This window comes from Phytohabitans sp. LJ34, assembly GCF_052068095.1.
GTDB lineage: Bacteria > Actinomycetota > Actinomycetes > Mycobacteriales > Micromonosporaceae > Phytohabitans.
On record NZ_JBQHDG010000006.1, the window covers coordinates 270825 to 295595 of the forward strand.

Annotated in this window: 21 protein-coding genes; 8 read left to right on the plus strand and 13 right to left on the minus strand. The window is 72.1% G+C overall.

The annotated features are described in order from the left end of the window. Positions 1-191: 191 nt before the first annotated feature. The 3 genes from ACTMTJ_RS13410 (at position 192) to ACTMTJ_RS13420 (ending at position 2966) form a co-directional block, all read left to right on the plus strand. The gene (locus ACTMTJ_RS13410) at positions 192-1004 is read left to right on the plus strand and encodes a DeoR/GlpR family DNA-binding transcription regulator (RefSeq protein WP_441216677.1); all 813 of its coding nucleotides are present in this window, start codon (positions 192-194) and stop codon (positions 1002-1004) included. Between the two features lie 187 nt (positions 1005-1191). Further along, positions 1192-2691 carry a sugar ABC transporter ATP-binding protein gene (locus ACTMTJ_RS13415; RefSeq protein WP_441216678.1) on the plus strand — a complete coding sequence of 500 codons (1500 nt, stop codon included), beginning with the start codon at positions 1192-1194 and terminating at the stop codon, positions 2689-2691. 65 nt (positions 2692-2756) lie between these two features. Then, positions 2757-2966, plus strand: a complete 210-nt coding sequence (locus ACTMTJ_RS13420; RefSeq protein ID WP_441216679.1) for a hypothetical protein — start codon at positions 2757-2759, stop codon at positions 2964-2966. A 254-nt stretch (positions 2967-3220) separates the two neighbouring features. Here the strand turns inward: ACTMTJ_RS13420 and ACTMTJ_RS13425 are convergent, their stop codons facing one another. From ACTMTJ_RS13425 to ACTMTJ_RS13435, 3 genes are all read right to left on the minus strand, one after another. Continuing rightward, positions 3221-4627, minus strand: a complete 1407-nt coding sequence (locus ACTMTJ_RS13425; RefSeq protein ID WP_441216680.1) for a DEAD/DEAH box helicase — start codon at positions 4625-4627, stop codon at positions 3221-3223. 67 nt (positions 4628-4694) lie between these two features. Beyond that, positions 4695-5747, minus strand: a complete 1053-nt coding sequence (locus ACTMTJ_RS13430; RefSeq protein ID WP_441216681.1) for a fatty acid desaturase family protein — start codon at positions 5745-5747, stop codon at positions 4695-4697. A 101-nt stretch (positions 5748-5848) separates the two neighbouring features. Next, a complete protein-coding gene (locus tag ACTMTJ_RS13435; RefSeq protein ID WP_441216682.1) occupies positions 5849-6553 on the minus strand; it encodes an SDR family oxidoreductase in 705 nt (234 codons plus the stop codon). A gap of 94 nt (positions 6554-6647) precedes the next feature. On the opposite strand from ACTMTJ_RS13435, the gene ACTMTJ_RS13440 reads away from it, so the two are divergent. Both ACTMTJ_RS13440 and ACTMTJ_RS13445 read left to right on the plus strand, forming a co-directional pair. After that, positions 6648-7211: a TetR/AcrR family transcriptional regulator gene (locus tag ACTMTJ_RS13440; RefSeq protein WP_441216683.1), complete on the plus strand. Its 564-nt coding sequence runs from the start codon at positions 6648-6650 to the stop codon at positions 7209-7211. 3 nt (positions 7212-7214) lie between these two features. After that, the gene (locus tag ACTMTJ_RS13445; protein WP_441216684.1) at positions 7215-7889 is read left to right on the plus strand and encodes a uridine kinase; all 675 of its coding nucleotides are present in this window, start codon (positions 7215-7217) and stop codon (positions 7887-7889) included. 138 nt (positions 7890-8027) lie between these two features. Here ACTMTJ_RS13445 and ACTMTJ_RS13450 read toward each other — a convergent pair whose 3' ends face one another. Continuing rightward, positions 8028-9155 (minus strand): acyl-CoA dehydrogenase family protein, encoded by a 1128-nt coding sequence (locus tag ACTMTJ_RS13450; RefSeq protein WP_441216685.1) that lies wholly within the window; start codon positions 9153-9155, stop codon positions 8028-8030. Between the two features lie 26 nt (positions 9156-9181). Next, positions 9182-10282, minus strand: a complete 1101-nt coding sequence (locus ACTMTJ_RS13455) for a M24 family metallopeptidase (protein ID WP_441216686.1) — start codon at positions 10280-10282, stop codon at positions 9182-9184. 113 nt (positions 10283-10395) lie between these two features. Between ACTMTJ_RS13455 and ACTMTJ_RS13460 the strand changes: the two genes are divergently transcribed. Together ACTMTJ_RS13460 and ACTMTJ_RS13465 are read left to right on the plus strand one after the other, a co-directional pair. After that, complete coding sequence (locus tag ACTMTJ_RS13460; protein ID WP_441216687.1) at positions 10396-13674, plus strand: galactose-binding domain-containing protein; 3279 nt, start codon at positions 10396-10398, stop codon at positions 13672-13674. A 61-nt stretch (positions 13675-13735) separates the two neighbouring features. Beyond that, the gene (locus tag ACTMTJ_RS13465) at positions 13736-14713 is read left to right on the plus strand and encodes an aldo/keto reductase (protein WP_441216688.1); all 978 of its coding nucleotides are present in this window, start codon (positions 13736-13738) and stop codon (positions 14711-14713) included. Positions 14714-15383: 670 nt separating this feature from the next. Here the strand turns inward: ACTMTJ_RS13465 and ACTMTJ_RS13470 are convergent. The 5 genes from ACTMTJ_RS13470 to ACTMTJ_RS13490 form a co-directional block, all read right to left on the minus strand. Then, positions 15384-17348 carry a bifunctional aldolase/short-chain dehydrogenase gene (locus ACTMTJ_RS13470; protein ID WP_441216689.1) on the minus strand — a complete coding sequence of 655 codons (1965 nt, stop codon included), beginning with the start codon at positions 17346-17348 and terminating at the stop codon, positions 15384-15386. Positions 17349-17362: 14 nt separating this feature from the next. Beyond that, positions 17363-18379 (minus strand): S-methyl-5-thioribose-1-phosphate isomerase, encoded by a 1017-nt coding sequence (gene mtnA, locus ACTMTJ_RS13475; protein ID WP_441216690.1) that lies wholly within the window; start codon positions 18377-18379, stop codon positions 17363-17365. Positions 18380-18544: 165 nt separating this feature from the next. After that, a complete protein-coding gene (locus ACTMTJ_RS13480; protein ID WP_441216691.1) occupies positions 18545-19918 on the minus strand; it encodes a glycosyl hydrolase family 18 protein in 1374 nt (457 codons plus the stop codon). Positions 19919-20034: 116 nt separating this feature from the next. Further along, positions 20035-21234 (minus strand): ROK family transcriptional regulator, encoded by a 1200-nt coding sequence (locus ACTMTJ_RS13485; RefSeq protein ID WP_441216692.1) that lies wholly within the window; start codon positions 21232-21234, stop codon positions 20035-20037. A gap of 42 nt (positions 21235-21276) precedes the next feature. Then, positions 21277-21849: a DUF305 domain-containing protein gene (locus tag ACTMTJ_RS13490; RefSeq protein WP_441216693.1), complete on the minus strand. Its 573-nt coding sequence runs from the start codon at positions 21847-21849 to the stop codon at positions 21277-21279. 139 nt (positions 21850-21988) lie between these two features. On the opposite strand from ACTMTJ_RS13490, the gene ACTMTJ_RS13495 reads away from it, so the two are divergent. Further along, complete coding sequence (locus ACTMTJ_RS13495) at positions 21989-22726, plus strand: lytic polysaccharide monooxygenase (RefSeq protein WP_441216694.1); 738 nt, start codon at positions 21989-21991, stop codon at positions 22724-22726. A 331-nt stretch (positions 22727-23057) separates the two neighbouring features. Here the strand turns inward: ACTMTJ_RS13495 and ACTMTJ_RS13500 are convergent, their stop codons facing one another. From ACTMTJ_RS13500 to ACTMTJ_RS13510, 3 genes are read right to left on the minus strand one after another with little or no spacing between them, the layout of a single operon-like run. Beyond that, positions 23058-23846: a hypothetical protein gene (locus tag ACTMTJ_RS13500; protein ID WP_441216695.1), complete on the minus strand. Its 789-nt coding sequence runs from the start codon at positions 23844-23846 to the stop codon at positions 23058-23060. A gap of 58 nt (positions 23847-23904) precedes the next feature. Then, positions 23905-24123, minus strand: coding sequence for a hypothetical protein (locus ACTMTJ_RS13505; protein ID WP_441216696.1), 219 nt, complete (start codon positions 24121-24123; stop codon positions 23905-23907). Further along, entirely contained in the window at positions 24051-24665 is a 615-nt protein-coding gene (locus ACTMTJ_RS13510) for a class I SAM-dependent methyltransferase (RefSeq protein WP_441216697.1), read from the minus strand. The genes ACTMTJ_RS13505 and ACTMTJ_RS13510 overlap by 73 nt, the downstream gene beginning before the upstream one ends. Positions 24666-24771 lie beyond the last annotated feature (106 nt).

Below are 24771 nucleotides of genomic sequence, written 5' to 3' on the forward strand. Positions count from 1 at the left end.
TTCGTGGTGGGGGGCCGACGCGCGCCATCGGTTGGACTCAATCAAGCACCCGGCGCCGAACAAAGTCAATACCAACCGATCAGATTCGGTCGCGAATCCGATCGGAACCGATCGCGGGCGTGGTGTGACCGGTCGCCTCACGGACCTGAGTACGATCAGAACCGAAGTCATCCGATCACAAGGGGTGGAGCGTGGCGGCGGACGACTCCCGGGGACCGGTGGAGACGCGGCGGGCGATGTTCGCCGCCGAGCGGCGCCAGCGCATCCTCGAGGTGATGCGGGCCAACGGCGCCGCCTCCCTGCGCGACCTCGCCGAGGCGGTGCAGTCCTCGGAGGTCACGGTCCGGCGCGACCTGCGCGTGCTGGAGGCGGATGGGCTGCTCAACCGGCACCACGGCGGCGCGACACTGCCCGGCGCCCTCTCCCGCGAGCCCACGTACGCGCAGAAGGCGCACGTCGCCTCCGCCGAGAAGGCCGCGATCGGCGAGCTCGCCGCGTCGCTGGTGGAGGACGGCGACGCGATCGTGATCGGCGCCGGCACCACCACCCAGGTCTTCGCCCAGCACCTGGCCCGGCACACCGAGCTCGCCGTGGTCACCAACTCGCTGCTGGTCGCCCAGGCGCTGGCCGCCGCGCCGCGGATCGAGGTGGTGCTCACCGGCGGCACGCTGCGCGGCTCGATCCTCGCGCTGGTCGGCAGCGCGGCCGAGCGCTCGGTGGCCGGGCTGCGGGTGCGGCGGGCGTTCATCTCCGGCAACGGGCTCACCCCCGAGCGCGGCGTCTCCACCCCGAACATGCAGGTCGCCAGCATCGACCGGGCCCTGGCGGCGGCCGCCGAGGAGATCGTCGTCCTCGCCGACCACACCAAGATCGGCGTCGACACGATGGTCCAGACGGTACCCACCGACGAGATCGACCACCTGGTCACCGACGACGACGCACCCCGCGACGTGCTCGACGAGCTGGCCAACCGCGCGGTCCGCCTGCACGTCGCCCGCTTGTAAAGGGCTCTTTACGATTCCGCTCGCATAGGGAATCATTCGGTCAGTCTTCTGCGAGGGTGCCGCCGCCCGCAGACCCCACCAAGCGAAGGGAGCGCAGCGACCGGAGCGACCGGGGTCTACAGGGCGGCATCCAAGGCACCCGAGCCGCCCTCGCGGAGCGAGGGCCGGTGTCATAGAGGGGGCACCCGTGGTGGACGCGATACTCGACATGGCGGGTGTGGTCCGGGACTTCCCCGGCACCCGCGCGCTCGACCACGTCTCGTTCACCCTCGGCCGCGGCGAGGTGCACGCGGTCGTCGGTGAGAACGGCGCCGGCAAGTCCACATTGGTCAAAGTGCTCGCCGGCGTCCACCAGCCCGACGCCGGGATCCTGCGCGTGGCGGGCGAACGGATCCGCTTCGCCTCGCCGCGCGACGCCGAGCGGGCGGGGATCAGCGCCCTACACCAGGACGCCAACCTGGTGCCGCAGATGAGCGTCGCCCGCAACCTCTTCCTCGGCCGCGAGCCGCGCCGCCGCGCCGGCCTCATCAACGTCGGCCGGATGCACGCGCTCGCCGCCGACATCGTCGCCGGGCTCGGACTGCGGGTGGACGTGCGCCGGCCGCTCGGCGCGTACGAACCAGGCGTCCGGCAGATGGTGGCCGTCGGCCGGGCGCTTTCCGCCGGTACCCCCGTGGTCGTCCTGGATGAACCGACGGCGGGCCTGGAGGCCGCGGAGGCCGGCCGGCTCTTCGCGGCGATCGCGGCTCTTCGGGCCGAAGGCCGCTCGGTGGTCTACGTGACCCACAAGCTGTCCGAAGTGGAGGCCGTCTGCGACCGGGTAACCGTGCTGCGCGACGGGCGGATCGTCCACACCGGACCGGTCGCCGGCCTCGACCGGCTGCGGCTGGTGTCGCTGATGCTGGGCCGCCGCGTCACCCCCGGGCCGACCGCGGTGCTCGGCGCGGCCGCGGACGAGCCGGCCGACGAGCCGATCCTCCAGGCGACCGGGCTCACCCGCCGGCACGTGCTCACCGACGTCTCCATCAACCTGCGCCCCGGCGAGGTGGTCGGGCTCAGCGGGCTGCTCGGCGCGGGCCGCACCGAGACCGCGCGGGCGATCGCCGGCGCGCTGCCGCTCGACTCGGGGCAGGTGACGGTCTCCGGAGCCCATCTACGCAGGCGTTCGATCGCCGGCGCGATCCGGGCCGGCGTGGGACTGCTGCCCGACAACCGCAAGGCCGAGGGCATCGTCGGCACGCTGTCGGTCCGCGACAACATCGCGCTCGCCGCCCTGCCCCGCCTGGCCCGCGCCGGCATCGTGTCCGAGGCGCGGCTCGACAAGGTGGTCGGCGCGCTGATGAGCCGCCTGCGCATCAAGGCGACCAGCCCGCACCAGCCGGCGTCCGAGCTGTCCGGCGGCACCCAGCAGAAGGTGCTGCTGGCCCGGTGGCTGGCCACCCATCCCCGGGTGCTCATGCTGGACGAGCCCACCCGCGGTATCGACGTGGGCAGCAAGGCCGAGGTGCAGTCGCTCATCGACGACCTGGCGGTCGACGGCCTGGCGGTCATGCTGATCTCGTCCGACCTCGACGAGATCGTGAGCACCTGCGACCGCGTGGTGGTGCTCCGCGACGGCGCGATCGTCAGCCAGCTCACCGGCACCGACATCACCGAGAAGAACATCATGTCCCTGCTCGCCGGCTGAGCGCCGACCGTCTCGACCTCCGCGCGCGTAGGCTGAGGTTCCCCACCGGACGGGAGCACCACCTCATGCCCTACCTCAGCGACGTCAACCTGCGCGCGATCCTGGTCGTGCTCGTCGCCCGGTCGGGCGGATCGGTCGAGATCAGCAACGAGGAGCTCTACGACGCGATGATGCCCGACAGCGGCGAGAGCGAGCGCTTCGTGGTCACGGAGACCACCGGAGGGGTCCGGGTCTCGATCCACGGGTCCCGGCAGGGGCAGGCCCGGTCCAACTGACGCCTCCGCGCGGCGGGCGCGGGTAGGGGTAGCGACCACCAACCGGCGGCTGTCCGACGTGGCCGAGGCCGTGGTCGACGGTAGCGAGCAGATCCCGCCGGCGCCATAGGGGGTTGACCGCGACCAAACGCGAGGGTGGTCTCCCGCCGCCGCCTCGGCATTGAGCAATGTGGACAGACCTGGCCCCGCGCTGCCCGGGAAAGGCCGTGACCAGCGGGCGACGATCTGGGCGCGAGGCGGGCCGGAGTCGAGGCCTAGCGGGATCGTCCGCCGGATCGGCGGGTCGCGCCGACCCGGCTGCCGGCGGAGAAGGCGGCCGCGCCGGACACCGGTGGCGCCGCGTTTCGGCCACCGCTCGAACGGCTCTGGCGGCGGGGTTTGGCCGCGGCGGGTGCGGCCTGCCGCCGGGCACCGCCGCCGCGGGCCGGCCGGGCCTCCTCGACGCGCGCCACCCGCGGCGGATCGACGAGGGTACGGGGGCCGGGGGCGATCTGGTCGAGGAGCGGATGTCCGGGCCGCAGCCGCGTCGTCGTCGGGGCGATGCCGGCCTGGCGCGCGAGCTGGCGGACGCCGTCGACCTGGTCGTCGGTCATCAGCGTCACGACCGTGCCGGTCGCGCCGGCGCGCGCGGTGCGGCCGGAGCGGTGCAGGTACGCCTTGTACTCGGCGGGCGGGTCGGCGTGCACGACCAGCGCGACGTCGTCGACGTGGATACCCCGCGCGGCGATGTCGGTCGCCACGAGCGTGGTCGCGCTGCCCGCGGCGAACGCGGTCAGGTTGCGGCTGCGCGCGGCCTGGGCCAGGTTGCCGTGCAGCTCGATGGCCGGCACGCCGGCTTCGACGAGCTGGCGGGTCAGCGCCTTGGCCCGCCGCTTGGTGCGGGCGAACACCAGCGTGCGGCCCGGAGCGGCGGCCAGGTCGACCAGCACGGCCAGCCGGTCGTGGTGGGCGATGTGCAGCATGTGGTGCGGCACGGCCGCCGGGGATGGCGCGGCGTCGACGCTGTGTGTCACCGGGTCGGTCAGGTATCGCCGGACAAGGACGTCGACGCCGGCGTCGAGCGTCGCCGAGAAGAGCAGCCGCTGGCCACGCCTCGGGGTCGCGTCGAGCAGCCGCCGCACGGCCGGCAGGAAGCCGAGGTCGGCCATGTGGTCGGCCTCGTCGAGCACGGTGATCTCGACCGCGTCCAGGCTGGCGTGCCCGCTCTCGACGTGGTCTTCGAGCCGGCCCGGACAGGCGATGAGCACGTCGACGCCCGACCGCAGCGCGGCGATCTGGCGGCCGGGGGCCACCCCGCCGAACACCGTCAGGGTGCGCAGGGACATGGCGGCCGCCAGCGGCGCGATCGACGCCTCGATCTGGGCGGCGAGCTCGCGGGTGGGCGCGAGGACCAGGGCCCGCGGCCGGCCTGGACGGCGCGGCGCGGAGGCCGCCGCCAGCCGGGCGAGCAGCGGCAGCGCGAACGCGTAGGTCTTGCCGGAGCCGGTGCGGCCGCGGCCGAGGACGTCGCGCCCGGCGAGGGCGTCGGGCAGCGTCGCCGACTGGATCGGGAACGGCGCGGTGACGCCACCCGCCGCAAGCGCCTCGACGAGGCGGGCGGGCACGCCGAGCTGGGCGAACGTGGTGGAGGGTGCGGTGGAACGAGGGCGGCGGACCGCCATATGGTCTCCGAACGTTGGGAAGTGAACGGCCCGGCGTGGGGCCCTGGTGGCCGCTTCGGCCCCAAGACTATCCGACCGGCTCGGGGGCCGGGCGGCCCACGCGCTCGAGGTGGCCCAGCGCCTGGGCGTAGGAGTCGAAGAGGCCGGTCTCCAGGTACGGCAGGCCGTACTCGCGGCAGTGGGCGCGCACCAGCGGCTGGGCGTGCTTCAGGGCCGGCCGGGGCATGTGGGGAAACAGGTGGTGCTCGATCTGGTAGTTGAGCCCGCCGAGCAGGAAGTCGAGCACGCGGCCGCCGCGCACGTTGCGCGAGGTGAGCACCTGGCGGCGCAGGAAGTCGCTGTCGTCGTCGCGGGCCAGGATGGGCATGCCCTTGTGGTTGGGCGCGAAGACCGACCCGAGGTAGAGGCCGAGCAGGCCTTGGTGCACCACGAAGAAGGCCAGCGCCTGCCACGGCGACAGCACCAGCAGCAGCGCGGCCAGGTAACCCACGACGTGCACGGCGAACAGCACCGCCTCGGGGACGCGGGCGCGGTAACCGGGGCGTACCAGCGCCTTGAGACCGGTCACCCGCAGGTCGATCGCGAGCAGCAGGAGCATCGGGAAGAACAGCCAGCCCTGGTGGCGCACGACCAGCCGGCCGAACCACGTCTTCCGGGCCGCCACCTGCCCGTCCGTGTACGCCAGGTTGTCCCCGTTGATGTCCGGATCGAGCCCCTCCTGGTTGGGGTGGGCGTGGTGGCGGTGGTGCTTGTCCACCCACCAGCCGAACACCAGCCCGATCGCGAGGTTGCCCGCCACCAGCCCGACGAGCTGGTTGGCCCGGCGGGTGCGGAAGATCTGCCGGTGCCCGGCGTCGTGCGCGAGGAACCCGGTCTGCGCGAACACGGCGGCCAGGAACGCCGCGGTGAGCAGCTGCCACCACGAGTCGGCGAGCAGCGCGAAGGCCACCCAACCGGCGAGCATGGCGCCGAGGGTCGCGGCGATCTTGGCGCCGTAGTAGCCGGGCCGCCGGTCGAGCAGGCCGGCTTCGCGTACGCGGGACAGCAAGTCGGCGTAGTCGCTGCCGCGCTTTCGTGTACGCGGTCGGGGCAGGGTGACGGTGGACTCGAACGTGCTCACGGGTCTCCTCGTGGCAAGCGGCACTGGGTACGCCGCCGAGGTCCGGAGCAGACGTTCCGTTCAGGCTACCCGCCCCACCCGCTACCCGCCCGGCGCCGCGGTCAGGCGGGCTGAGCGGCGAGCTGGGGGTACAGCGCGGCCACCTCGGCCGCCAGGCCCCGCTTCACGTCCCGGGTGACCTCGTCGGCCAGCACCTCGTGCGCACCCGACTCGACGCCGTCGAGGGCCTGCCGCACCACCTCCCGCGGGTCGCTCTTGGGCGCCTGGACCGCGGCGGCCATGTCGGTGTCCACGTAGCCGACGTGCAGGCCGGTCACGCCGACGCCGCTGGGTGCCAGGTCCAGGCGGAGCGAGTTGGTCATGGACCACAGCGCCGCCTTCGTCGCGCTGTACGAGCCGTTGAGCGCGATCCACGACAGCACGGAGTGGACGTTGAGCACGTGACCGCCGTTGGCGACCAGGGCGGGGGCGAACGCGCGGGTGACCAGCAGCGGGCCGTAGAAGTTGACCTCGAACTCGCGGCGCACGTCATCGACGGGTGAGGTCAGGAAGTTGGCGGCGACAAGCGCGCCGGCGTTGTTGACCAGCAGCGTCACGTCGCCGGCCGTCGCGGCGGCCGCGGCCACCGAGTCCGGATCGGTGACGTCCAGCGCCAGCGGCACCGCGCCGGCCGTGGTGACCGCGCGCGGGTCACGGGCGGCCGCGTACACCCTGGCGGCGCCGCGGGCGAGGGCCTCCTCCACGAACGCCCTGCCGAGCCCGCGGTTGCCACCGGTGACCAGTACGACCGAGTTCTCGATCTTCATTCTCTGCTCCCTCGAATGCGGTAAACCGATCGGTTTCCAGGCCACCGTAAACCGATCGGTTTTCGAGCGCAAGGGATCGCGTTAAGCTGCTGGCGTGACCGTTCCCACCACCCGCGAGCGCCTGCTCCGCACCGCCGCCGACCTCTTCTACCGGGAAGGCGTCGCCCCCGTCGGCGTGGAGCGGCTGTGCCAGACGGCGGGCGTGTCGAAGCGCTCGATGTACCAGCTCTTCGACACCAAGGACGACCTCGTCGCGGAGACCCTGCGCACGCACGGCCCGGCCATCGTCGCCGACTACTTCCCCGCCGCGGACGCCGGACTGAGCCCGCGGGAGCGGATCCGGTACGTGTTCCAGCGCCTCGACGAGCAGAGCGGCACGCCCGGCTTCCACGGCTGCCCGTTCGTCAACACGGCGGTCGAGACCCGCGACCCCGACCACCCGGCGACGGTGGTCGCCCGCGGCTTCAAGGAGCAGCTGGCCGCCTACTTCGCGACCCACGCGGCCGCCCTGGGCGTCGCCGACCCGGAGGCGCTGGCGGTCCAGCTCACGATGGTCTTCGACGGCGCCTCGGTACGCGCGGTGATGCGCGGCACGGGCCTCGACGGCGCCGCGACCCGCACCGCGGACGCCCTGCTGGCCGCCGCCGGCGCCCCCTGACCGGTGCGACTCCGCGTCCTCGCCACCGTCGCCGACCGCGTGCCCGAGCCACCGGACCGGGCCTGCGTACGCGTCGGCGTGGACGGCCCCGACGGCTCGGGAAAGACCGTGTTCGCCGACGACCTGGCCGCCCTGCTCCGCGAACGCGGCCGGCCGGTCGTCCGCATCTCGCTCGACGACTTCCACAACGTACGCGCCGTACGCTACCGCCGGGGCCGCGACTCCCCGGAGGGCTTCTGGCGCGACTCCTACGACTACGCCCGGTTCCGCGCCGACGTCCTCGACCCGTTCGGACCGGGCGGCTCGCGCCGCTACCGCGCCGCCGCGCACGACCTCGCCACCGACGCGGTCCTGACCCCCGAGCCGCGACTCGCCCCCGAGGGCGCGGTGCTCGTCGTCGACGGCCTGTTTCTGCACCGCGACGAACTGGCGAACGTCTGGGACCTGTCCGTCTTCCTCGACGTGCCGTTCGCCGTGACCGTCCGGCGGATGGCGCTCCGCGACGGCACCAACCCCGACCCCGACCACGCCGACGTGCGCCGGTACGTGGAGGCCCAGCGCATCTACTTCGCCGCTTGCACCCCACAGCGACGGGCCACGGTCCTGCTCGACAACACCGACTTCCACCAACCCCGGATCCTGCACCGACGCGCGGCCGAACCGGACCGGCCGACGTAACGCGGCCGCATCGCACCCGCGCCGGCGAGCCTCACCCGTCCACCGCCGGTGCCCGCGGAGCGTTCCGTCGACCGCGGACGCGGACGAATAGGCCTCGAAGCAAAGCCACGACGGGCGGCGCCCCTGACCGGCGCGCGACTACAGGGACTTGGCGATCACCAGGCGCTGGATCTGGTTGGTGCCCTCCACGATCTGGAGCACCTTGGCCTCGCGCATGTAGCGCTCCACCGGATGGTCCGACACGTACCCGTAACCGCCGAGCACCTGGACCGCGTCGGTCGTCACGCGCATGGCCATGTCCGTCGCGAAGAGTTTGGCCTTCGCGGCCTCGGACGAGTACGGGCGGCCGGCGTCCTTGAGCCTCGCCGCCGCCAGCACCAGGGCGCGCGCCGCCGCTATGCCCGTCGCGGCGTCCGCGAGCATGAAGCGGATGCCCTGGAAGTCCAGGATGGAGGTGCCGAACTGCGCTCGCTCGCGGGCGTATCCCACCGCGTAGTCGAGGGCCGCCTGGGCCAGGCCGACCGCGCAGGCGGCGATGCCCAGCCGGCCCGAGTCGAGGGCCTCCATCGCGATCCGGAAGCCGGTACCTAGGGAACCGACCAGGCGGTCGGCGGGGACGCGGGCGTCGTCGAAGGCGATCTGGGCGACCGGCGACGAGCGCAGGCCCATGGTCTTTTCCGGGGCCTGCGGGACGATGCCGGGGGTGGCCGCGTCGGCCAGCAGGCAGGAGATGCCGTGCGGGCCGGGGCCGCCGGTACGGCAGAAGATGTTGTAGAAGTCGGCCTTGCCGGCGTGGGTGATCCAGGCCTTGGTGCCGGTGACCACGTAGGCCTCGCCGTCGAGGACGGCCTTGGTCGCCAGCGCGGCCGCGTCGGAGCCGCCCTGTGGCTCGCTCAGGCAGTAGGCGCCGAGCAGCTCGCCGCCGAGCATGTCGGGCAGGAGCTTGCGCAGCTGCTCGCCGCCGTGCGCGTACACCGGATAGCAGGACAGCGTGTGGACGCTGACGGCCTCCGCGACGGCCAGCCAGCGACTGGCGAGGAGCTCGACCACCTGGAGGTAGACCTCGTAGGGCTGGCCGGATCCGCCGGCGTCCTCGGGGTAGGGCAGGCCGAGCAGGCCGGCGCGCCCGATCGTGCGGATCACCTCGCGCGGGAAGACGCCGCGCGCCTCGAAGTCGTCCACGCGCGGGGCCAGCTCCCCGTCGGCCAGCTCGCGGGTGAGTTCCAGCAGGTCGTACGCCTCGGGGGTGGGCAGGAGCCGATCCATGCCCCTAAGCTTAACGGTCGTTAGGGTTACAGCTCCACCAACGACGTGGAAAGCGTGTTGAGGCGCTCGACGCCCCCGGCCGTGCAGACGACGATGTCCTCGATCCGGGCGCCGTGGCGTCCGGCCAGGTAGATGCCGGGCTCGACGGAGAAGGCCATCCCGGGCTCCAGCGGCAGGTCGTTGCCGGCCACGATGTAGGGCTCCTCGTGCCCGTCGAGGCCGATGCCGTGGCCGGTGCGGTGCAGGAACGCCTCGCCGTAGCCCGCGTCGGCGATCATCGATCGGGCGGCGGCGTCGACCGACGAGGCCGGCACCCCCGGGCGGACCGCGGCCACCGACGCGCGCTGCGCCGCGAACAGCACCTCGTAGTAGTCCGAAAACTCGCGCGGCGCGGCGCCCACCGCGTAGGTGCGGGTCGAGTCGGAGCAGTAGCCGGACGGCATGGTGCCGCCGATGTCCACGACCACCGGGTCGCCCGGCTGGATGACCCGGTCGGAGGTGGCGTGGTGCGGGCTGGCGCCGTTGGGACCGGACGCGACGATCACGAAGTCGACCGTGTCGTGGCCGGCGTCGCGGATCGCGCCGGCGATGTCGGCGCCGACCTCGGCCTCGGTGCGGCCGGCGCGCAGCCACTCGCCCATCCGCGCGTGCACCGCGTCGATGGCCGCGCCGGCCTCGCGCAGCGCCGCCACCTCCGCCGGCGACTTGCGCATCCGCATGGGCGCGAGCACCTCGCCGGCCAGCCGCTGCCGCGCCTCCGGCAGCGCGTCGCGCAGGGCCAGGACCTGCGTGGCCCACATCCGGTCGGCCAGGCCGACCGCACGCACGGGTCCGCCGAGCGCCTTCCGCACCAGGGGGTACGGGTCGGTGCCGTCCTCGTGGTCGACGACGCGCACCCCGGTGCCGGGCGCCGGGGAGGCCTCGGCCGCCGGGCGCTCCAGGCGCGGCACGATCAGCGTCGCTTCCCCTTGCGCGGGCAGGACCAGGCAGGTCAGGCGCTCGAGCGCGTGGGCGTGGTAGCCGGTCAGGTAGCGCAGGTCGGAGCCGGGCGTGAGCAGGAGCGCGTCGAGGCCAGCGGCATTGACGGCCTTCTGTGCGTCGGCGAGGCGTCGCGGTGGGTAGAGCACGGGCCGAGCGTAATGTACGCTCGCCTCTACGCATCACGTGAGCGCGGCCGGGCGGCGTCGCTCACACCGGTCTCGCACCGGTTACGCCCGGTCCCCCACGTAGGAGTTACGCGATGCGCAAACCCCTAGCCGCGGGCGTGGTCGCTGTCCTCGCGGCCGCGCTGCTGGCCTCCCCCGCCAGCGCCGCCCAAACCATCGGTTATCCGAGCTTCGGCAACAGCGGGTCGATCCCGCAGCCGCCGGTCGGCTACAACACCGGCAACACCATGCAGGCCATCTACGACGCGGAGAGCGGCGGCACCGACTTCTGGGTCGACCGCCTGCTGTCCCGGTCGGGCAGCGACCCGTCCGACGCCGACGGCGGCATCCTGATGACCCGCGGCCGTGGTGCCTTCATGAAGATCCACACGCCCGGCACCATCGGTTTCGCCGGGCGGCTCGCCTACTTCGAGAGCATCAGCGACCAGGCCGCGTACACGGTCGCGGTCACCCCCGGCACGTTCACCGAGCAGGTCGCGCAGCGGTGGCAGGCACCCAGCCACTGGCGAAGCGTGCACACCTCCGGCTCGGTCCGGATCAACCAGACCAAGTTCATCACCGACAACAACGTGCTGGTGACCAACCTGTCGATCACCAACACCGGCTCGGCGTCGACGACGCTCCAGCTGCGGGCCACCTCGCCGTACGCGACGACCGCCAGTGGCACCGAGCTGACCGGCAGCCGCGCCTCGTACAACAGCCTGACCACGCTCTTCCCGCGGCTGAGCGGCGACAGCGGGTTCGCCGTCAACAGCGGCGGCCTCAACCGCTCGGTCACGGTCGGCGCCGGCCAAACCGTCGAGGCGAAGGTGCAGCTGGGCCTGGTGGTCAACGAGATCCCGGCGTCGCTGTCCGAGTACAACACCTACCGCGGCTTCAACAACGCCACCGCCTTCGCCACCCACGTGCGCGCGTACAACAAGTGGTGGGCGGACAACGTGCCGTACATCGACGTCCCCGAGGCGGCGATCAAGAAGAACATCTTCTACCGCTGGTGGTTGATGCGCTACAACAACTTCGACGGCGACATCCCCGGCCAGACCTTCCAGTTCCCGTCGTCGGTCGAGGGCGCGCTGGGCTACAACAACGCGATCGTGCTGACCCAGCCGATGCACATCGACGACCTGAAGTACCTGCGCAACCCGGCCTACGCCTACGGCGACTGGCTCAACGTCGGCACGGTGTCGCGCAACGGCCGCTACATGGACAACCCCGGCGACCCGGCGAACTGGAGCAACTCCTACACCCAGTACATCTCCGAGGCCGGGTGGCGGGCGTACCAGATCCACGGTGGACAGCCGGCCATGCTCGCCAACTTCGCCCGGTACGCCGAGCAGGACGTGAAGGGCCAGCTGTCCTTCTACGACCACGACAACGACGGCGTGATCGAGTACGACTGGGGCGCGCTCACCGGCAACGACGCCGACGCGGTGTCGTTCCACTGGCGCTCGGGCTGGCTCGACCGGGCCGAGGGCGCGTACGTGTACAGCAACGCGCTCGCCGCGGTGCAGGCGTACCAGGCGCTGGGCAACACGGCCAAGGCGAACGAGATGCAGACGATCGCCGACCGGGTGCGCAACGGCATCATCAACCAGCTCTGGAACCCGTCCCGGCAGATGCTGGAGCACCGCCACGTGTCGAGCAACGAGTTCGTGCCGTGGAAGGAGATCAACAACTTCTACCCGTTCGCGGTCGGCCTGATGCCCAACACCGACCAGTACAAGCAGGCGCTGCGCCTGTTCGACGACCCGGCCGAGTACCCGATCTTCCCGTTCTACACCGCGAACCAGCGGGACAAGGCGGCGTCCGGCACGGGCAGCAACAACTTCTCCACGATCAACTCGACCGTCCAGTTCAGACTGCTCTCGCAGGTGCTGCGCAACTACCCCAACCAGTGGATCAACACCGAGTGGTACAAGAAGCTGCTCTACTGGAACGCCTGGGCGCAGTACGTCGGCGGCAACACCGCGTGGCCGGACGCCAACGAGTTCTGGGCCAACTGGAACGGCAGCTCGATCACGTACCGGTCGTGGATCCACCACAACATCCTCGGCAGCAGCAACTGGACCGTGATCGAGGACGTCGCCGGCCTGCGGCCGCGCAACGACGCGCAGGTCGAGCTCTGGCCGATCAACATCGGCTGGTCGCACTTCGCGGTCAACAACCTGCGGTACCGCGACACCGACCTGTCGATCGTGTGGGACGACCCGGCCGACGGCGTGACCCGGTACGCGGGCGTGCCGCAGGGCTACTCGGTGTTCGTCAACGGGCAGCGGGCGTTCACGGTGGACCGGCTGACCCGCGTGGTCTACAACCCGGCGACCGGCGCGGTGTCGCTGCCGGCCGGCGGTGCGGTCAGCTTCAACACCACCTCGTCGGTGAAGGCGCCGGGTGCGGTCAACCAGAACTCGCCCCGCATGGTGGACATGTTCGCCAAGGCCGGCGTCGACCTCACCTCGACGCTGCCCAACCTGGCGCAGGGCGCGTCGACGTCCGCGTCGTTCACCGCCTCGGGCACCTCGACCGGCGCGGCGGTGGACGGCTTCACGATCAACGACCCGATCTGGGGCGCGGCGGGCTCGCCGAACGCCCAGGACTGGTACGAGATCAACTTCGGCCAGTCGCGGGCGGTGGACGAGCTACGGATCCACTTCCGGGACAGCCGGCCGCAGAACGCCACCTACCGGGCGCCGTCGTCGTACAACGTGCAGTACCTCGACGGCAGCACCTGGACCAACGTCGCGGCACAGGTCAAGACACCGGCGACACCGCAGGGCAACTACAACAACGTGCGGTTCACGCCGGTCAACACCCAGCGGATCCGGATCCAGATGACCAACGCGTCCGGGTCGAAGGTGGGCCTGACCGAGGTGAAGGCGTACAACCGGGGCGGCACCAACCCCGACCCCGGGCCCGGGCCGACCGGCAACGTCGCGCCGTCGGCGACCCCGACCGCGTCGTACACCTCGTCCTGGGAGTCGGTGGCGGCGCTCAACGACAACGTCGACCCGCCGTCGTCCAACGACACGGTCAACCCGCGCTGGGGCACCTGGCCCAACGAGGGTGAACAGTGGGCGCAGCTGACCTGGTCGTCGGCCGTCTCCCTCAACCGCGCCGAGGTCTACTTCTTCGACGACGGCCAGGGCATCGACCTGCCCGCGTCGTGGAAGCTCCAGTACTGGAACGGGAGCGCCTTCGTGGACGTGCCCGGCGGCAGCGGCTATCCGGTCGCGGCCAACCAGTACAACAACGTCACCTTCAACACGATCAGCACGACCCAGCTGCGGGTGGTGCTCCAGAGCGCCGCCGACTCGGTGGGCCTGCTCGAAGTGAAGGCGTACACCCCGGCGTAACCCGCCCGAAGTGCCGGCGGCGGCGCGGCCGTGCCGCCGCCGCCGGCATAGGGTGAGAATCATGGACTACGTACGACTCGGCTCGACCGGCCTCAAGGTCTCGCGGATCTGTCTCGGCATGATGAGCTACAGCTCGAAGCCGTGGCGGGAGTGGACGCTCGACTACGACGCGGCCGAGCCGATCGTGCGCCGCGCGGTCGACCTCGGCGTGACCTTCTTCGACACCGCCGACATGTACTCGGTGGGTGGCAGCGAGGAGGTGACCGGCAAGCTGCTCGGCGCCTACTTCGCCCGGCGCGACGACTACGTGCTGGCCACGAAGGTGTACAACCCGATGGGTGACGGCCCCAACGACCGCGGCCTGTCCCGCAAGCACATCATGGCCTCGATCGACGACTCGCTGCGCCGGCTCGGCACCGACCACGTCGACCTGTACCAGATCCACCGGTGGGACTACGACACCCCGATCGAGGAGACGATGTCGGCGCTGCACGACGTCGTCAAGGCCGGCAAGGCCCGCTACATCGGCGCGTCGAGCATGTGGGCCTGGCAGTTCGCCAAGGCCCAGGAGGTGGCGCGGGCCAACGGCTGGACGCCGTTCGTGGCGATGCAAAACCACTACAACCTGATGTACCGCGAGGAGGAGCGGGAAATGCTGCCGCTCTGCCTCGACGAGGGCGTCGGCGTCATCCCGTGGAGCCCGCTCGCCCGCGGCCTGCTCGCCCGCGGCCGCGGCACCGGCACCACCCGGTCCGGCAGCGACCAGTACGTCCGCGAGCTCTACGCGGCGTCCGCCGCCTCCGACGACAAGGTCGTCGACGCGGTCACCGCCGTCGCGTCCGCCCGCGGCATCCCCAACGCCCAGGTGGCGCTCGCCTGGCTGCTGCGCCAGCCCGCCGTGACCGCACCGATCGTCGGCGCCACCAAGCTCCCGCACATCGAGGACGCGGTAGCCGCGGCCGCCGTCGAGCTCACCGACGACGAGGCGGCCTCACTCGAGGCCCCGTACGTACCACACGCCGTCTCCGGCCACGAGTAGAGAGCTTCCGGTCCGGGTCGCCCCTCCGTGGTTTCGAAAACCTTGGTGCGACAAGGAGATGGGGCTACCTCCGAGGCAGAATTTTCCCAGGTCCGCGTCAGCGGTAGACCGTATGCTCCCGCGGGCACCGCTCCCGGCCGGCGGCTCGCCAGGGCGAGCCGAAATCCCCGGCCGTCCACTGCCAGCTCCGCGGGGCAAGCCCCTACCGACGGCATCCTGACGCAGCGTCACCAGCGTCGGGGGGTCGGGCTTTGAGATCTAGGAGACTTAGGGTTGATATGGCGCCCTAACTCTCCAAGATCTGGCATCGGACGCCGTTCACATCGCTGTGGCGGTTACTCGCGGTGACGGTGCCCCTGTCCGGTCTGGGGCCCGTCGACTCGGCACGCGGCATTGTGGACAAACGAACCGTGCGCGGCACGACCTCGGGGTGAGAGTGACCAGCGGCGGCCGGCGTCTGCGTCGATCGAGGGAAGGGCTTGTGTCGCGGACCTGGCAGCGTAGGTCGGGGATTTCGGCGAGCGCCAGCTCGCCGCCGACCGGAGCGGTGCCCGCGGGAGCATACGGTCCGCAGCCGACGCGGACCGGGGAAAATCAGGGTGGAAATCGCCCACGACGCGTGGGACTCGCCATCCGGTCGACGGTGACCACGACTGGCGGTGGCACGGGGTCAGATGACCCGTTCGTTGCCGCCGTCGATGGGGATCTGGGCGCCGGTGGTGGCGCCGAAGGCGTCGGAGCACATCACCGCCACCAGGTCGGCGACCCGGGCGCTGGTGATCTCCGTGTGCAGCAGGTTGCGCCGCTTGTACTCCTCGACGGTCATGGCGTAGTGGCGGGCCCGCTGCTGGAGGATCTCGTCGGTCCAGAGGCCGGTGTCGAAGACGGCGTCGGGATGGACGACGTTGACGCGGATGCCGTCGCCCGCCCACTCGAGCGCGGCCACCCGGGCCAGTTGGACCGCGGCGGCCTTGGAGGCCGAGTACGGTGCCGCACCCGGGCCCGGTGCCGGCGCGTTCTTGGAGGCGACGACGACCGCCCGGCCGCCGCGGGGGGCAAGCGCCAGGAAGGGGTGGAGGCGGGAGAACAGGTAGGCGATGGAGTCGACGTTGACCGACATGGTGCGGCGCCACGTGGACATGTCCAGCTCGGCCAGCCTGCGGCTCCGCGGGAAGACGCCGGCCGCGGCCACGACCATGTCGATCCCACCGAACCGGTCGACGGCGCGGCGGACGGCGGAGTCGATCGCCTCCGGGTCGGTGACGTCGGCGTGGGCGCCCAGGAAGTCGTCCTCGTCCAGCTCGGCTATCCCCGGGTCGACATCCACGCCGACGACCGCGGCGCCGCGCGCCCGGAGGGCGTCGGCGCAGGCCCGCCCGATGCCGGAGGCCGCTCCGGTCACGAGGGCCACCTCGCCGGCGAAGTCGGGCACCGCGCGTCCGCGCCGCAGCTTCGCTTGCTCCAGCTCCCAGTACTCGACGTCGAAGATGTCCGCCGCGGGTAGCGCGCGGTAGGTGCCGATCCGCTCGGCCAGCTCGATGATGTCGATGGTGTGCCGGTAGATGTCGTACGCGACGTGTGCTTCCTTGGCGCGGCGTCCGGCGGTCAGCAGGCCGAGCTCCGGGTCGAGGATCACTCGGGGCGCGGGGTCCAACATGGTCAGTGCGGTGCCCCGCCGCTCCCGGTGTTCTTCGAAGTAGCGCCGGTAGTCGCGCGCGTAGCCGGCCACGTCGGCGCCGACGAGCGGGATCCGCTTCGTGCGCAGCACGTGGTCCGGGGTGGCGGGGCCGCGCCGCGCGATCTCCTGGAGGTCGGGGCGGGACACGAACGCCTGGATCTCCGGGTCGCCGTGGCGGGTGAGGAGCATCGGCACACCGGCCGCGCCCGAGACCTCGTGCCGCAGCCGCGCCAGCCGTAGCGGGTCGACCGGCGCCGCCGCCTGGCTTGTGCGCACGGCCGGCGGGCGGCGCTCGGCCAGGTGCTGCTCGGCGCGGCTGATCAGTTCGATGTGCCGCCGGTACGCCTCCTCGACGTCGGCGCCGAACGTGAACAAGCCGTGGTGCAGCAGGACCACGCCGACGGTCGTGGGACCGATCTGACCGGGGACCGTGTCGGCGCACCGGCGCGCCAGGTCGAACCCGGGCATCGTGTACGGGACGACGACCACGCTTCGCCCGAACACCTTCTCGACGATCTCGGCGCCGCCGGGCTGGTTGGTCAACGCCAGCAGCGCGTCCGCGTGGGTGTGCAGGACCGCGGTGTGCGGCAGCAGTGCGTGCAGGAGGGTCTCGACGCTCGGGTCGGGCGCTCCGGCGTCGACGGACGCGCAGCGCAGCTCGTTCATCATGTCGGTGTCGCTGAGCTTGTCGAGCGTCAACAGCTGCCGGAGCCGGTCGAGGCGCAGCGGGGCGAAGCCGGCCGCCTCGATCGTCGCCATGTCCCAGCCGCTGCCCTTGACGTGCAGGATGTCGACCGCGTCTCCAGTCAGGTCGGTGACGGTGGTCTTCACCGAGGTGTTGCCGCCGCCGTGGAGGACGAGCGCCGGCTCCCGCCCGAGCAGTCGTGAGGTGTAGACGAGCTGCTCCAGAGGCTGGGAGGCGGGTGGTGCGGTGGCGGCGTCCCACGCGTTGCGCATGCGATCTGGCTCCCCTATCGGTCGGCGGCGGGTGGATCGTCGTCCGGGCGCCCACCCAGGGCGGGATGGATGACGCGCCGTTCGGTGACGATAGCGGTGACGAGCGCCGCCGGCGTCACGTCGAACGCGTAGTTGAGCGTCTCGGTGCCGTCCGGTGCGACCTTGACGTCACCCCAGCGGGCGATCTCGTCCGCGCCGCGGATCTCGATGTCGACCTCCGCACCGGTGGGCGTGGACAAGTCGATCGTCGACTCCGGCGCCGCCACCACCATCGGCACACCGGCGTGCGCGGCGGCGAGCGCCAACGGGAAGGTGCCGACCTTGTTGATCACGTCGCCGTTGGCGGTCACCCGGTCGGCCCCGACGACGACGGCCTTGGCCAGCCCGCGCGCCAGGACCGTGGCGGCCGCGGAGTCGACGACGAGGGTGTGTGCGACGTTCATCTGGGCCAGCTCCCACACGGTGAGCCGGGCACCTTGCAAGAGCGGACGGGTCTCCGCGGCGTAGACGTGTGCGAGCGCGCCGCGTTCGTGCAGCGCGCGCACGACGCCGAGCGCGGTCCCCCATTCCACGCACGCGAGGGCGCCGGCGTTGCAGTGGGTCTGTACGGTGACCGGTCCGGTGACGTGCCGCATCAGCCAGAGCGCTCCGCGCTCGCTGAGCGCGCGGTTGGCCGCGACGTCCTCCTCCAGCACCGCCAGCGCCTCGGTCAACACCGCGTCGGCGCCCTCCGGCAGGCGGCCCATGGCCCGGTCGACTCCCCACGCCAGGTTGACCGCGGTCGGCCGGGCCTTCCGGATGGCGGCCGCGGCGGCACCCACCGTGGTCGGGTCGCCGGCGTGGAGCCGTGCGGCGAGCGCGACGCCCAGGGCACCGGCGGCACCGAGCGCCGGTGCGCCCCTGATGGCCAGGCGCTTGACGGCGTCGACCAGGCCTTCGACCGTGTCGATCCTCATCTGGACGAGCTCGTGCGGCAGCCGGGTCTGGTCGATGGCCACGACCCGGTCCTGCTGCCAGTCGATGGTTCGCATACCCGCTCCCCGCACCCACGACATCGAAGACACGCGCTGTCTTCCGGCCTGCACGAAGGTAGCAACGCCACGGATGGCGTCGCTACCTTCGATGCCGCCGAGTCCGGCGCAGTCGGGGTGGCGCGGAGCGGAGCCCGCGACGTCCTAACTGGACACTCGGGCCGGCTAGGGCAGGCGCCACTGCTGGTTGGCGCCGCCGAAGCAGTCCCAGATCTGTAGCCGGGTGCCGTCGGCCGAGCTGCTGCCGGTGGCGTCGAGGCACTTGTTCGAGTTCGGGTTGCGCAGCGTCAGGTTGCCCTGCGCCTGCCACACCTGGGCGCCGGTGCCGTTGCAGTCGTAGAGCTGGACCAGGCTGCCGTTGGCGGTGCCGGCCGCCGCGACGTCCATGCACTTGCCCAGCGCGCGGATCGTGCCGTCGGTGCCGACCGTCCACTGTTGAGCGTTGGTGCCGTTGCACGCGTACAGCTGGACCGCCGTGCCGTTCGCGGAGCTGGCGCCGGCCACGTCGACGCACTTGCCGGCGATGCCGGTGATCTGGCCGGTGCGGCCGCCCGGCGGTGGCGTGGTCGGCGGGGTCCCGCCCGTGGCCACCTCGTAGATGGCGCTGACGAGCGAGTTGGCGCCGGTGGCGTCCTGGGACAGCTCCCAGTTCATCATGCCGCCGCCGTTGGCCATCATGTACTGCGTCTTGCGCCGCACGGTCGGCAGGCCGTTGTAGCACTGCTGGGCGCCGCCCGCCGTGGTGCAGTCGCGGTTGGCGTTGGCCGGGTCCATCGACACCAGGTTCGCGTACGTGAAGTAGCCCGGCCGGCTGTAGAACGGCACGCCCATCACGGTCTTGCTGGCCGGCAGGCCACGCGCCTTCCAGGCGTTGACGTTGCTGACCGCCCAGTCGTAGTTGGCGTGCGGGCTGCCGCCGTCGTACGTCATGATGTTGAGCCAGTCGACGTAGCCGAAGACGGCCGGCTGCACGCCGTTCGCGGTGCCGCCGCCGGAGACGACGGCCGCGGTGAGCAGCTTGCCGCGGCTGTGCATCGCGGTGCTGAGCTGCTGCATCAGCGCGGTGAAGTTGTTGCCCGAGGTGCCCGGGTCCGGGTACTCCCAGTCGATGTCGACGCCGTCCAGGTTGTACTGGGTGACGAAGTTGACCATCGTGTTGACGAACGTGGTGCGGGTCGACGCGTTCGCGGCGAGGGACTCGAACGCCGAGTCGTTGCCGTCGTTCCATCCGCCGACCGCGATCAGCACCTTGGTGTTGTTGGCGTGGCCGAGCGAGACGAGCTGCTGGAGCTTCGGGATGTTCTCCACCGGCTGGAGGGTGCCGTTGGCGTTCGGCAGCGCGAACGAGTAGTTGATGTGGGTCAGCTTGCCGTACTGGACGCTGTTCACGTTGCCGGACCAGGACGGCATGTAGCCGACGCTCTTGAAGCCGTTCGGCAGCACGGCGGCGCTGGAGGTGGACGGGTTGAGCACCGCGACCATGGCGGCGGCGACGGTCGCGGCCGCGCCGAGCATGGCGGTGAGGGCCCTTCGTGACATCGACGATCCTTCCGGTAGTCGTCCGGTCGCGGGCCGCCCGCCGACAGCGAACCGCGTGGATGCCACGAAGGTTAGGAAGGTTTACTATTAATAGTCAATACAAGCATTGAAATAAGTTAACGAGTCCCGCCGGTCACCAGCAGCTCGGCCACGGGGAGCGTCGCCGCGCCCACCGAGACCGCGTCCGGGCCGAGCCGGCACAGCTCGATCGACGCCTGCCCGTACGGGTGGCGCAGCGCGTGCGCGGCCGCCACGGCGCGGATCCGCGGCAGCAGCGCGCCGCCGAGCGCGAGCCCGGCCCAGCCGCCGAGCACGATCCGCTCCGGGTTGAACAGGTTGATCAGGTTGGCGATGCCGGCGCCGAGGTACCCGGCGGTCTCCTCCAGCACGCGCGCGGCGGACTCGGACCGCTCCGCGGAGGTGACCAGCGCGGCGATCGCGCTCTCCTCGTCCGGACCGGGCAGCGCGCGGCCGCGGCGGGCGACCCGCCACCGGTCGAGCACCGCCTCCGCGCCGACGTACGCCTCCAGGCAGCCGTCCGCGCCGCAGCGGCACCGCCGTCCCCCGTACACGATGGTGGTGTGGCCCCACTCGCTGGCGCTGCTGCTGACGCCGCGGTAGCTGACGCCGTCGGTAAGGACGGCCGCCCCGACGCCGGAGCCGACCAGCGCGATCGCCACGTGGCGCGCGCCCCGCCCGGCGCCGAACCACATCTCCGCGCGGCCGAGCGTCTTGGCGCCGTTGTCGAGGTACAGGCGGGCGTCGGTGCCGGCCCGGAGCATCGCCTCCAGCGGCACCGCCTCCCAGCCGAGCGTCTGCGCGTGGACGGTGGCCGACGCGCCCTGCTCGACCACGCCGGGCACGCCGATGCCGACGCCGATCAGCGCGCCGTGCGGCACGCCGGCGGAGGCGGTCACCGCGTCGAGGCCGGCGAGGATGTGCCGCACGACGGTGTCCGGGTCCGGCTTGGCCGACTCGATCGGGTGGTCGGCCTTGGCGAGGCCGGTCATCGCCAGGTCGAAGAGCTCCACCTGGACGCGGGTCTCGCCCACGTCGACGCCCACCAGGTATCCGTAGCCGGGCCGGACCCGCAGCAGCGTGCGCGGGCGGCCGCCGTCGGAGTCGACCGCGCCGGCCTCCTCGACCAGACCCTGCTCCAGCATCTCGCCGACGAGGTTGCTGACGCTGGCCGCGCTCAGGCCGGTGGCGCCGGTGAGGTCCTGCCGGCTGAGCGGGCCGTCGTGGTAGAGCCTGGACAGCAACACCGCCCGGTTGCGGCGGCGCATGTCCCGTACCGTCGCCCGCTTCGCGTCCACCGGCCCCCCGCACTTCCACCACGCGATGAAATAAGCGCCAATCTAGCGCGGGGTGGCGTCGAGCAGCTTCTGCATCTGTTCGATCTGCGCGGTGCGGGATTGCTCGATCCGTCGGGCGAGGTCGACCAGGCGCTTGTCGGCGCCGCCGGCGACCTCCATCTTGGCCAGCCGGATGGCGTCACCCTGGTGGGCCATCATCGTGTTCAGGAAGCGGCGCTCGAACTCGGTGCCCGTGGTCGCCTTCAACGCCGCGACCTGTAGCTCGCTGGTGCCGGGGAGGCCGCCGTGCGCCGCGTGCGGGTCCTCGCCGCCGGTCGCCGCCGGGCTCGGCGGCGCGCCGGAGTCGGCCAGGACGCCGGCCAGCATCTCGGCCTCGTCCCGCTGGGTCGCCTCGATCGCGGCGGCGAGTCGCACCAGCTCGGCGCGCCCGCCCTTGGTGTGCCCGAGCGCGGCCAGCTCCACGCCCTGCCGGTGGTGCGGCAGGATCATCTGGAGGAACATGACGTCGGTGTTGTTGAGCGGGCCCCGGCTCGGGACGTCCGGTGTGGACCGGGGCGGCCCGGAGCAGCCGGCGAGCAGGAGCGCCACCACCAGCACGACCGCGCGACGTGACATCGACACTCCCAACCGTAAAGAGGATTAAGAGTAAGGCGCACATCTTCTCTTAACAATATTTACAGATAGTGTCGCACCGATGTAACCTCTCGCTACCCACGGCTCGAATCCCCTGTATCCCCCACAAGGAGAGAGCTGGATGAACCTACGAAGGAAGGTGGCGGCCCTCGCCGGCGGCATCGCGGCCGTGCCGCTGGTGCTCGTCGCGCTGCCGTCCACCCCGGCCAGCGCCCACGGCTGGATCACGTCCCCGCCCAGCCGCCAGGACATGTGCGCCACCGGCCGGGTGGCCAACTGCGGCCCGATCCAGTACGAGCCGCAGAGCGTCGAGGGCCCGAAGGGCCTGCGCAGCTGCAACGGCGGGCTGGCCCAGTTCGCCGTGCTCAACGACAGCTCCCGCTTCCCCGCGACCAGCTCCGGCAGCACGGTCACCTTCTCGTGGCGGCTGACCGCCGCGCACCGCACCACCACCTGGGAGTACTGGGTGGGCAGCCGGTTGCTGGCGACGTTCAACCAGAACAACCAGCAGCCGCCGTTCACGCTGTCGCACACGGTCAGCGGCATCCCGAGCGGCCGCCAGACCGTGCTCGCGATCTGGAACATCGCCGACACCCCGATGGCGTTCTACGCCTGCGTCGACCTCCAGGTCGGCGGTGGCAACCCCAACCCGACCACACCGCCGCCCAACCCCACGACGCCGCCGCCCAACCCGACCACGCCACCGCCGTCCCAGGGCGGCACGTGGGCGGCCGGCACGGCGTACGCGGTGGGCGCGCGCGTCACCTACGGCGGCCGGACGTACCAGTGCCTCCAGGCGCACACCGCGCTTCCCGGCTGGGAACCCCCGAACGTCCCCGCCCTGTGGCGCGCCGTCTGACGCGCCGCGTGTGAGACCCGGGCCGGCACCGACGGCGATGGCCCCCGGCGGTGCCGGCCCGCCCCATACGGACCTTTCATAGTCAGGGTCGCCGCTCGTCGTGGCGTTCCTTCGAGGCATGTTTGCCCGCGTCCGCGTCAGCGGCGGACCTCTTGGGCGTAATTCCCAACAGGGCTCCCGTATACCCGCCCAGACGGTGACAGGGCTGCCCTCTTGAGAGCAGGGCACGCGGGGTGAGCGCGACCAGCGGCGGACGGGTGAGGCCGCGGGAGCGACGGTCGGGACCACGACGGACGTCGCGGTAGCTCGAAAATGTCTTGGAACAGGTCGGCTAACCCGCGGCGACCCGGTCGAGGAGGCGGTGTGCGGCGGGTACGTCCTGGGGGATCTCCGCGGTCAGCACGACGCTCCCCTCCTCCCCCGCGTGCGCGGTCAGCTTGGCCACGAGGGGACGCAGGGCCGCGTCGCGGCGGACCAGCGTGCCGACCCGCCCCGGTGAGAACGTTACGATCAGCGCGTGCGCCGGCAGCACCGGCAGCAGCGCGGCGCCCTGGTCGAGCAGCAGCGTGACGGGCTCCCAGCCGGTGCCGCCCTCCGGCGCGGGCACGTCGACGACGAGCACGATGAACTCGTCGGACAGCGGCGGCCCGTCCTCGCCGCCGAGCTGGTAGACGCCGGCGAGCAGCGAGGCGAGGTAGCTGGCCGTCACCGACCCGCGGCGCGGGTCGCCGCAGAGCGTCACGTCGGTCGGCGCCAGCGCCACCTCGGCCCACGCCTCGACGACCGCGCGGACCAGCCGGGAAGGCGGGCCGGTGAAAGGCATCCGCCGGTACAGCGCGAAGACGTCGTCGACGGTCCGCCGGATCCCCCATCCCGCCCGCGCCCGCGCGTGCCCGAGCCGGGTGCCGGCCGGCCGCACGTCCTGCCGGCGCGCGACCGCGCGGGCCAGCGCCTCGACGGCCGGGTGCCACCAGTCCTCCGGCCGCACCCAGCCCTGGTGCTCGATCGCCGCCCGCCACGCGTCCTTGACCGCGCCGGCGGGCGTGCGGTGCCGCCGCAGCGACCGCGACCGCTGGTCCGTCACCCACGCCGGCGGCCGGCGTCCCGTCCCGTCGTCCATCCGCTGGTACCTCCCCACCGGTACCAACGCCCGACACGCGAAAAAATGACGCGTTCAGTCAGAAACCCGTCCGGAAGACGAGCAGCTCGTTGGTCTCGTACGGCGGCCCGGGGTCGAGGGAGGGCAGGGCCGCCTCGATCCTGGCGAAGCCCGCGTCGACGACCTCCTCGCTCAGGTGCTCGAAGACCGAGACCGCCCGCAGCTTCAGCTTCTCGTAGTCTTCGGCCAGGCTCGCCGAGCGGGCCAGGTGACCTCGTCGCGGGAGACCAGCGTCCACCCGGCGTCCTCGAAGTCAGCTCTCACCTCCGCCACGGACCGGAACTGCGCCCGGTCGGCGTCCAGCCACTCGGGCACCAGGCGAAACCACCAGACGTCCGGCATCCGGTCGGAAAAGTTCATCTGGACGAAGAGCGTGCCGCCCGGCTTGACCACCCGGCGCAGCTCCCGCACGGCGCTCGCGCGGTCGGCCACGTGGTGCCAGACGAAGAACAGCAACGCCGCGTCGCACGAGGCGTCCGGCAACGGGATGCGCTCGGCGGAACCGGCCAGGTACGTGACCGCGGGGTGGCCGGCGCGGGCGACGGCCTGGGCCCGCATCCGGTCCGACGGCTCCACCCCGTGTACGGGGCCGCCGAAGGCACGGGCCAGCGAAGGCGCCATCCGGCCGGTGCCCGAGCCCAGGTCGAGCCAGACCAGCGGCCGCGCCGGCGGCAGGTGGCGGGCGAACGCCGCCGTCCAGGTGTCCAGCGCCTCGGATGACATCTGCCGGCCGTCGACGTAGACGGCGTGCAGGCGTGCGTCGTAGTCGACCTTCTCCATGCGGCCTCCAAAAGGTTGGCTGGTGCGGTGGCCGGCGTCGCCGGCGCGGGTGGGCCGCCACCACCCGGCTTCGCCGGCCCGGGCGGGCACCGCCCTGGACGGTCAA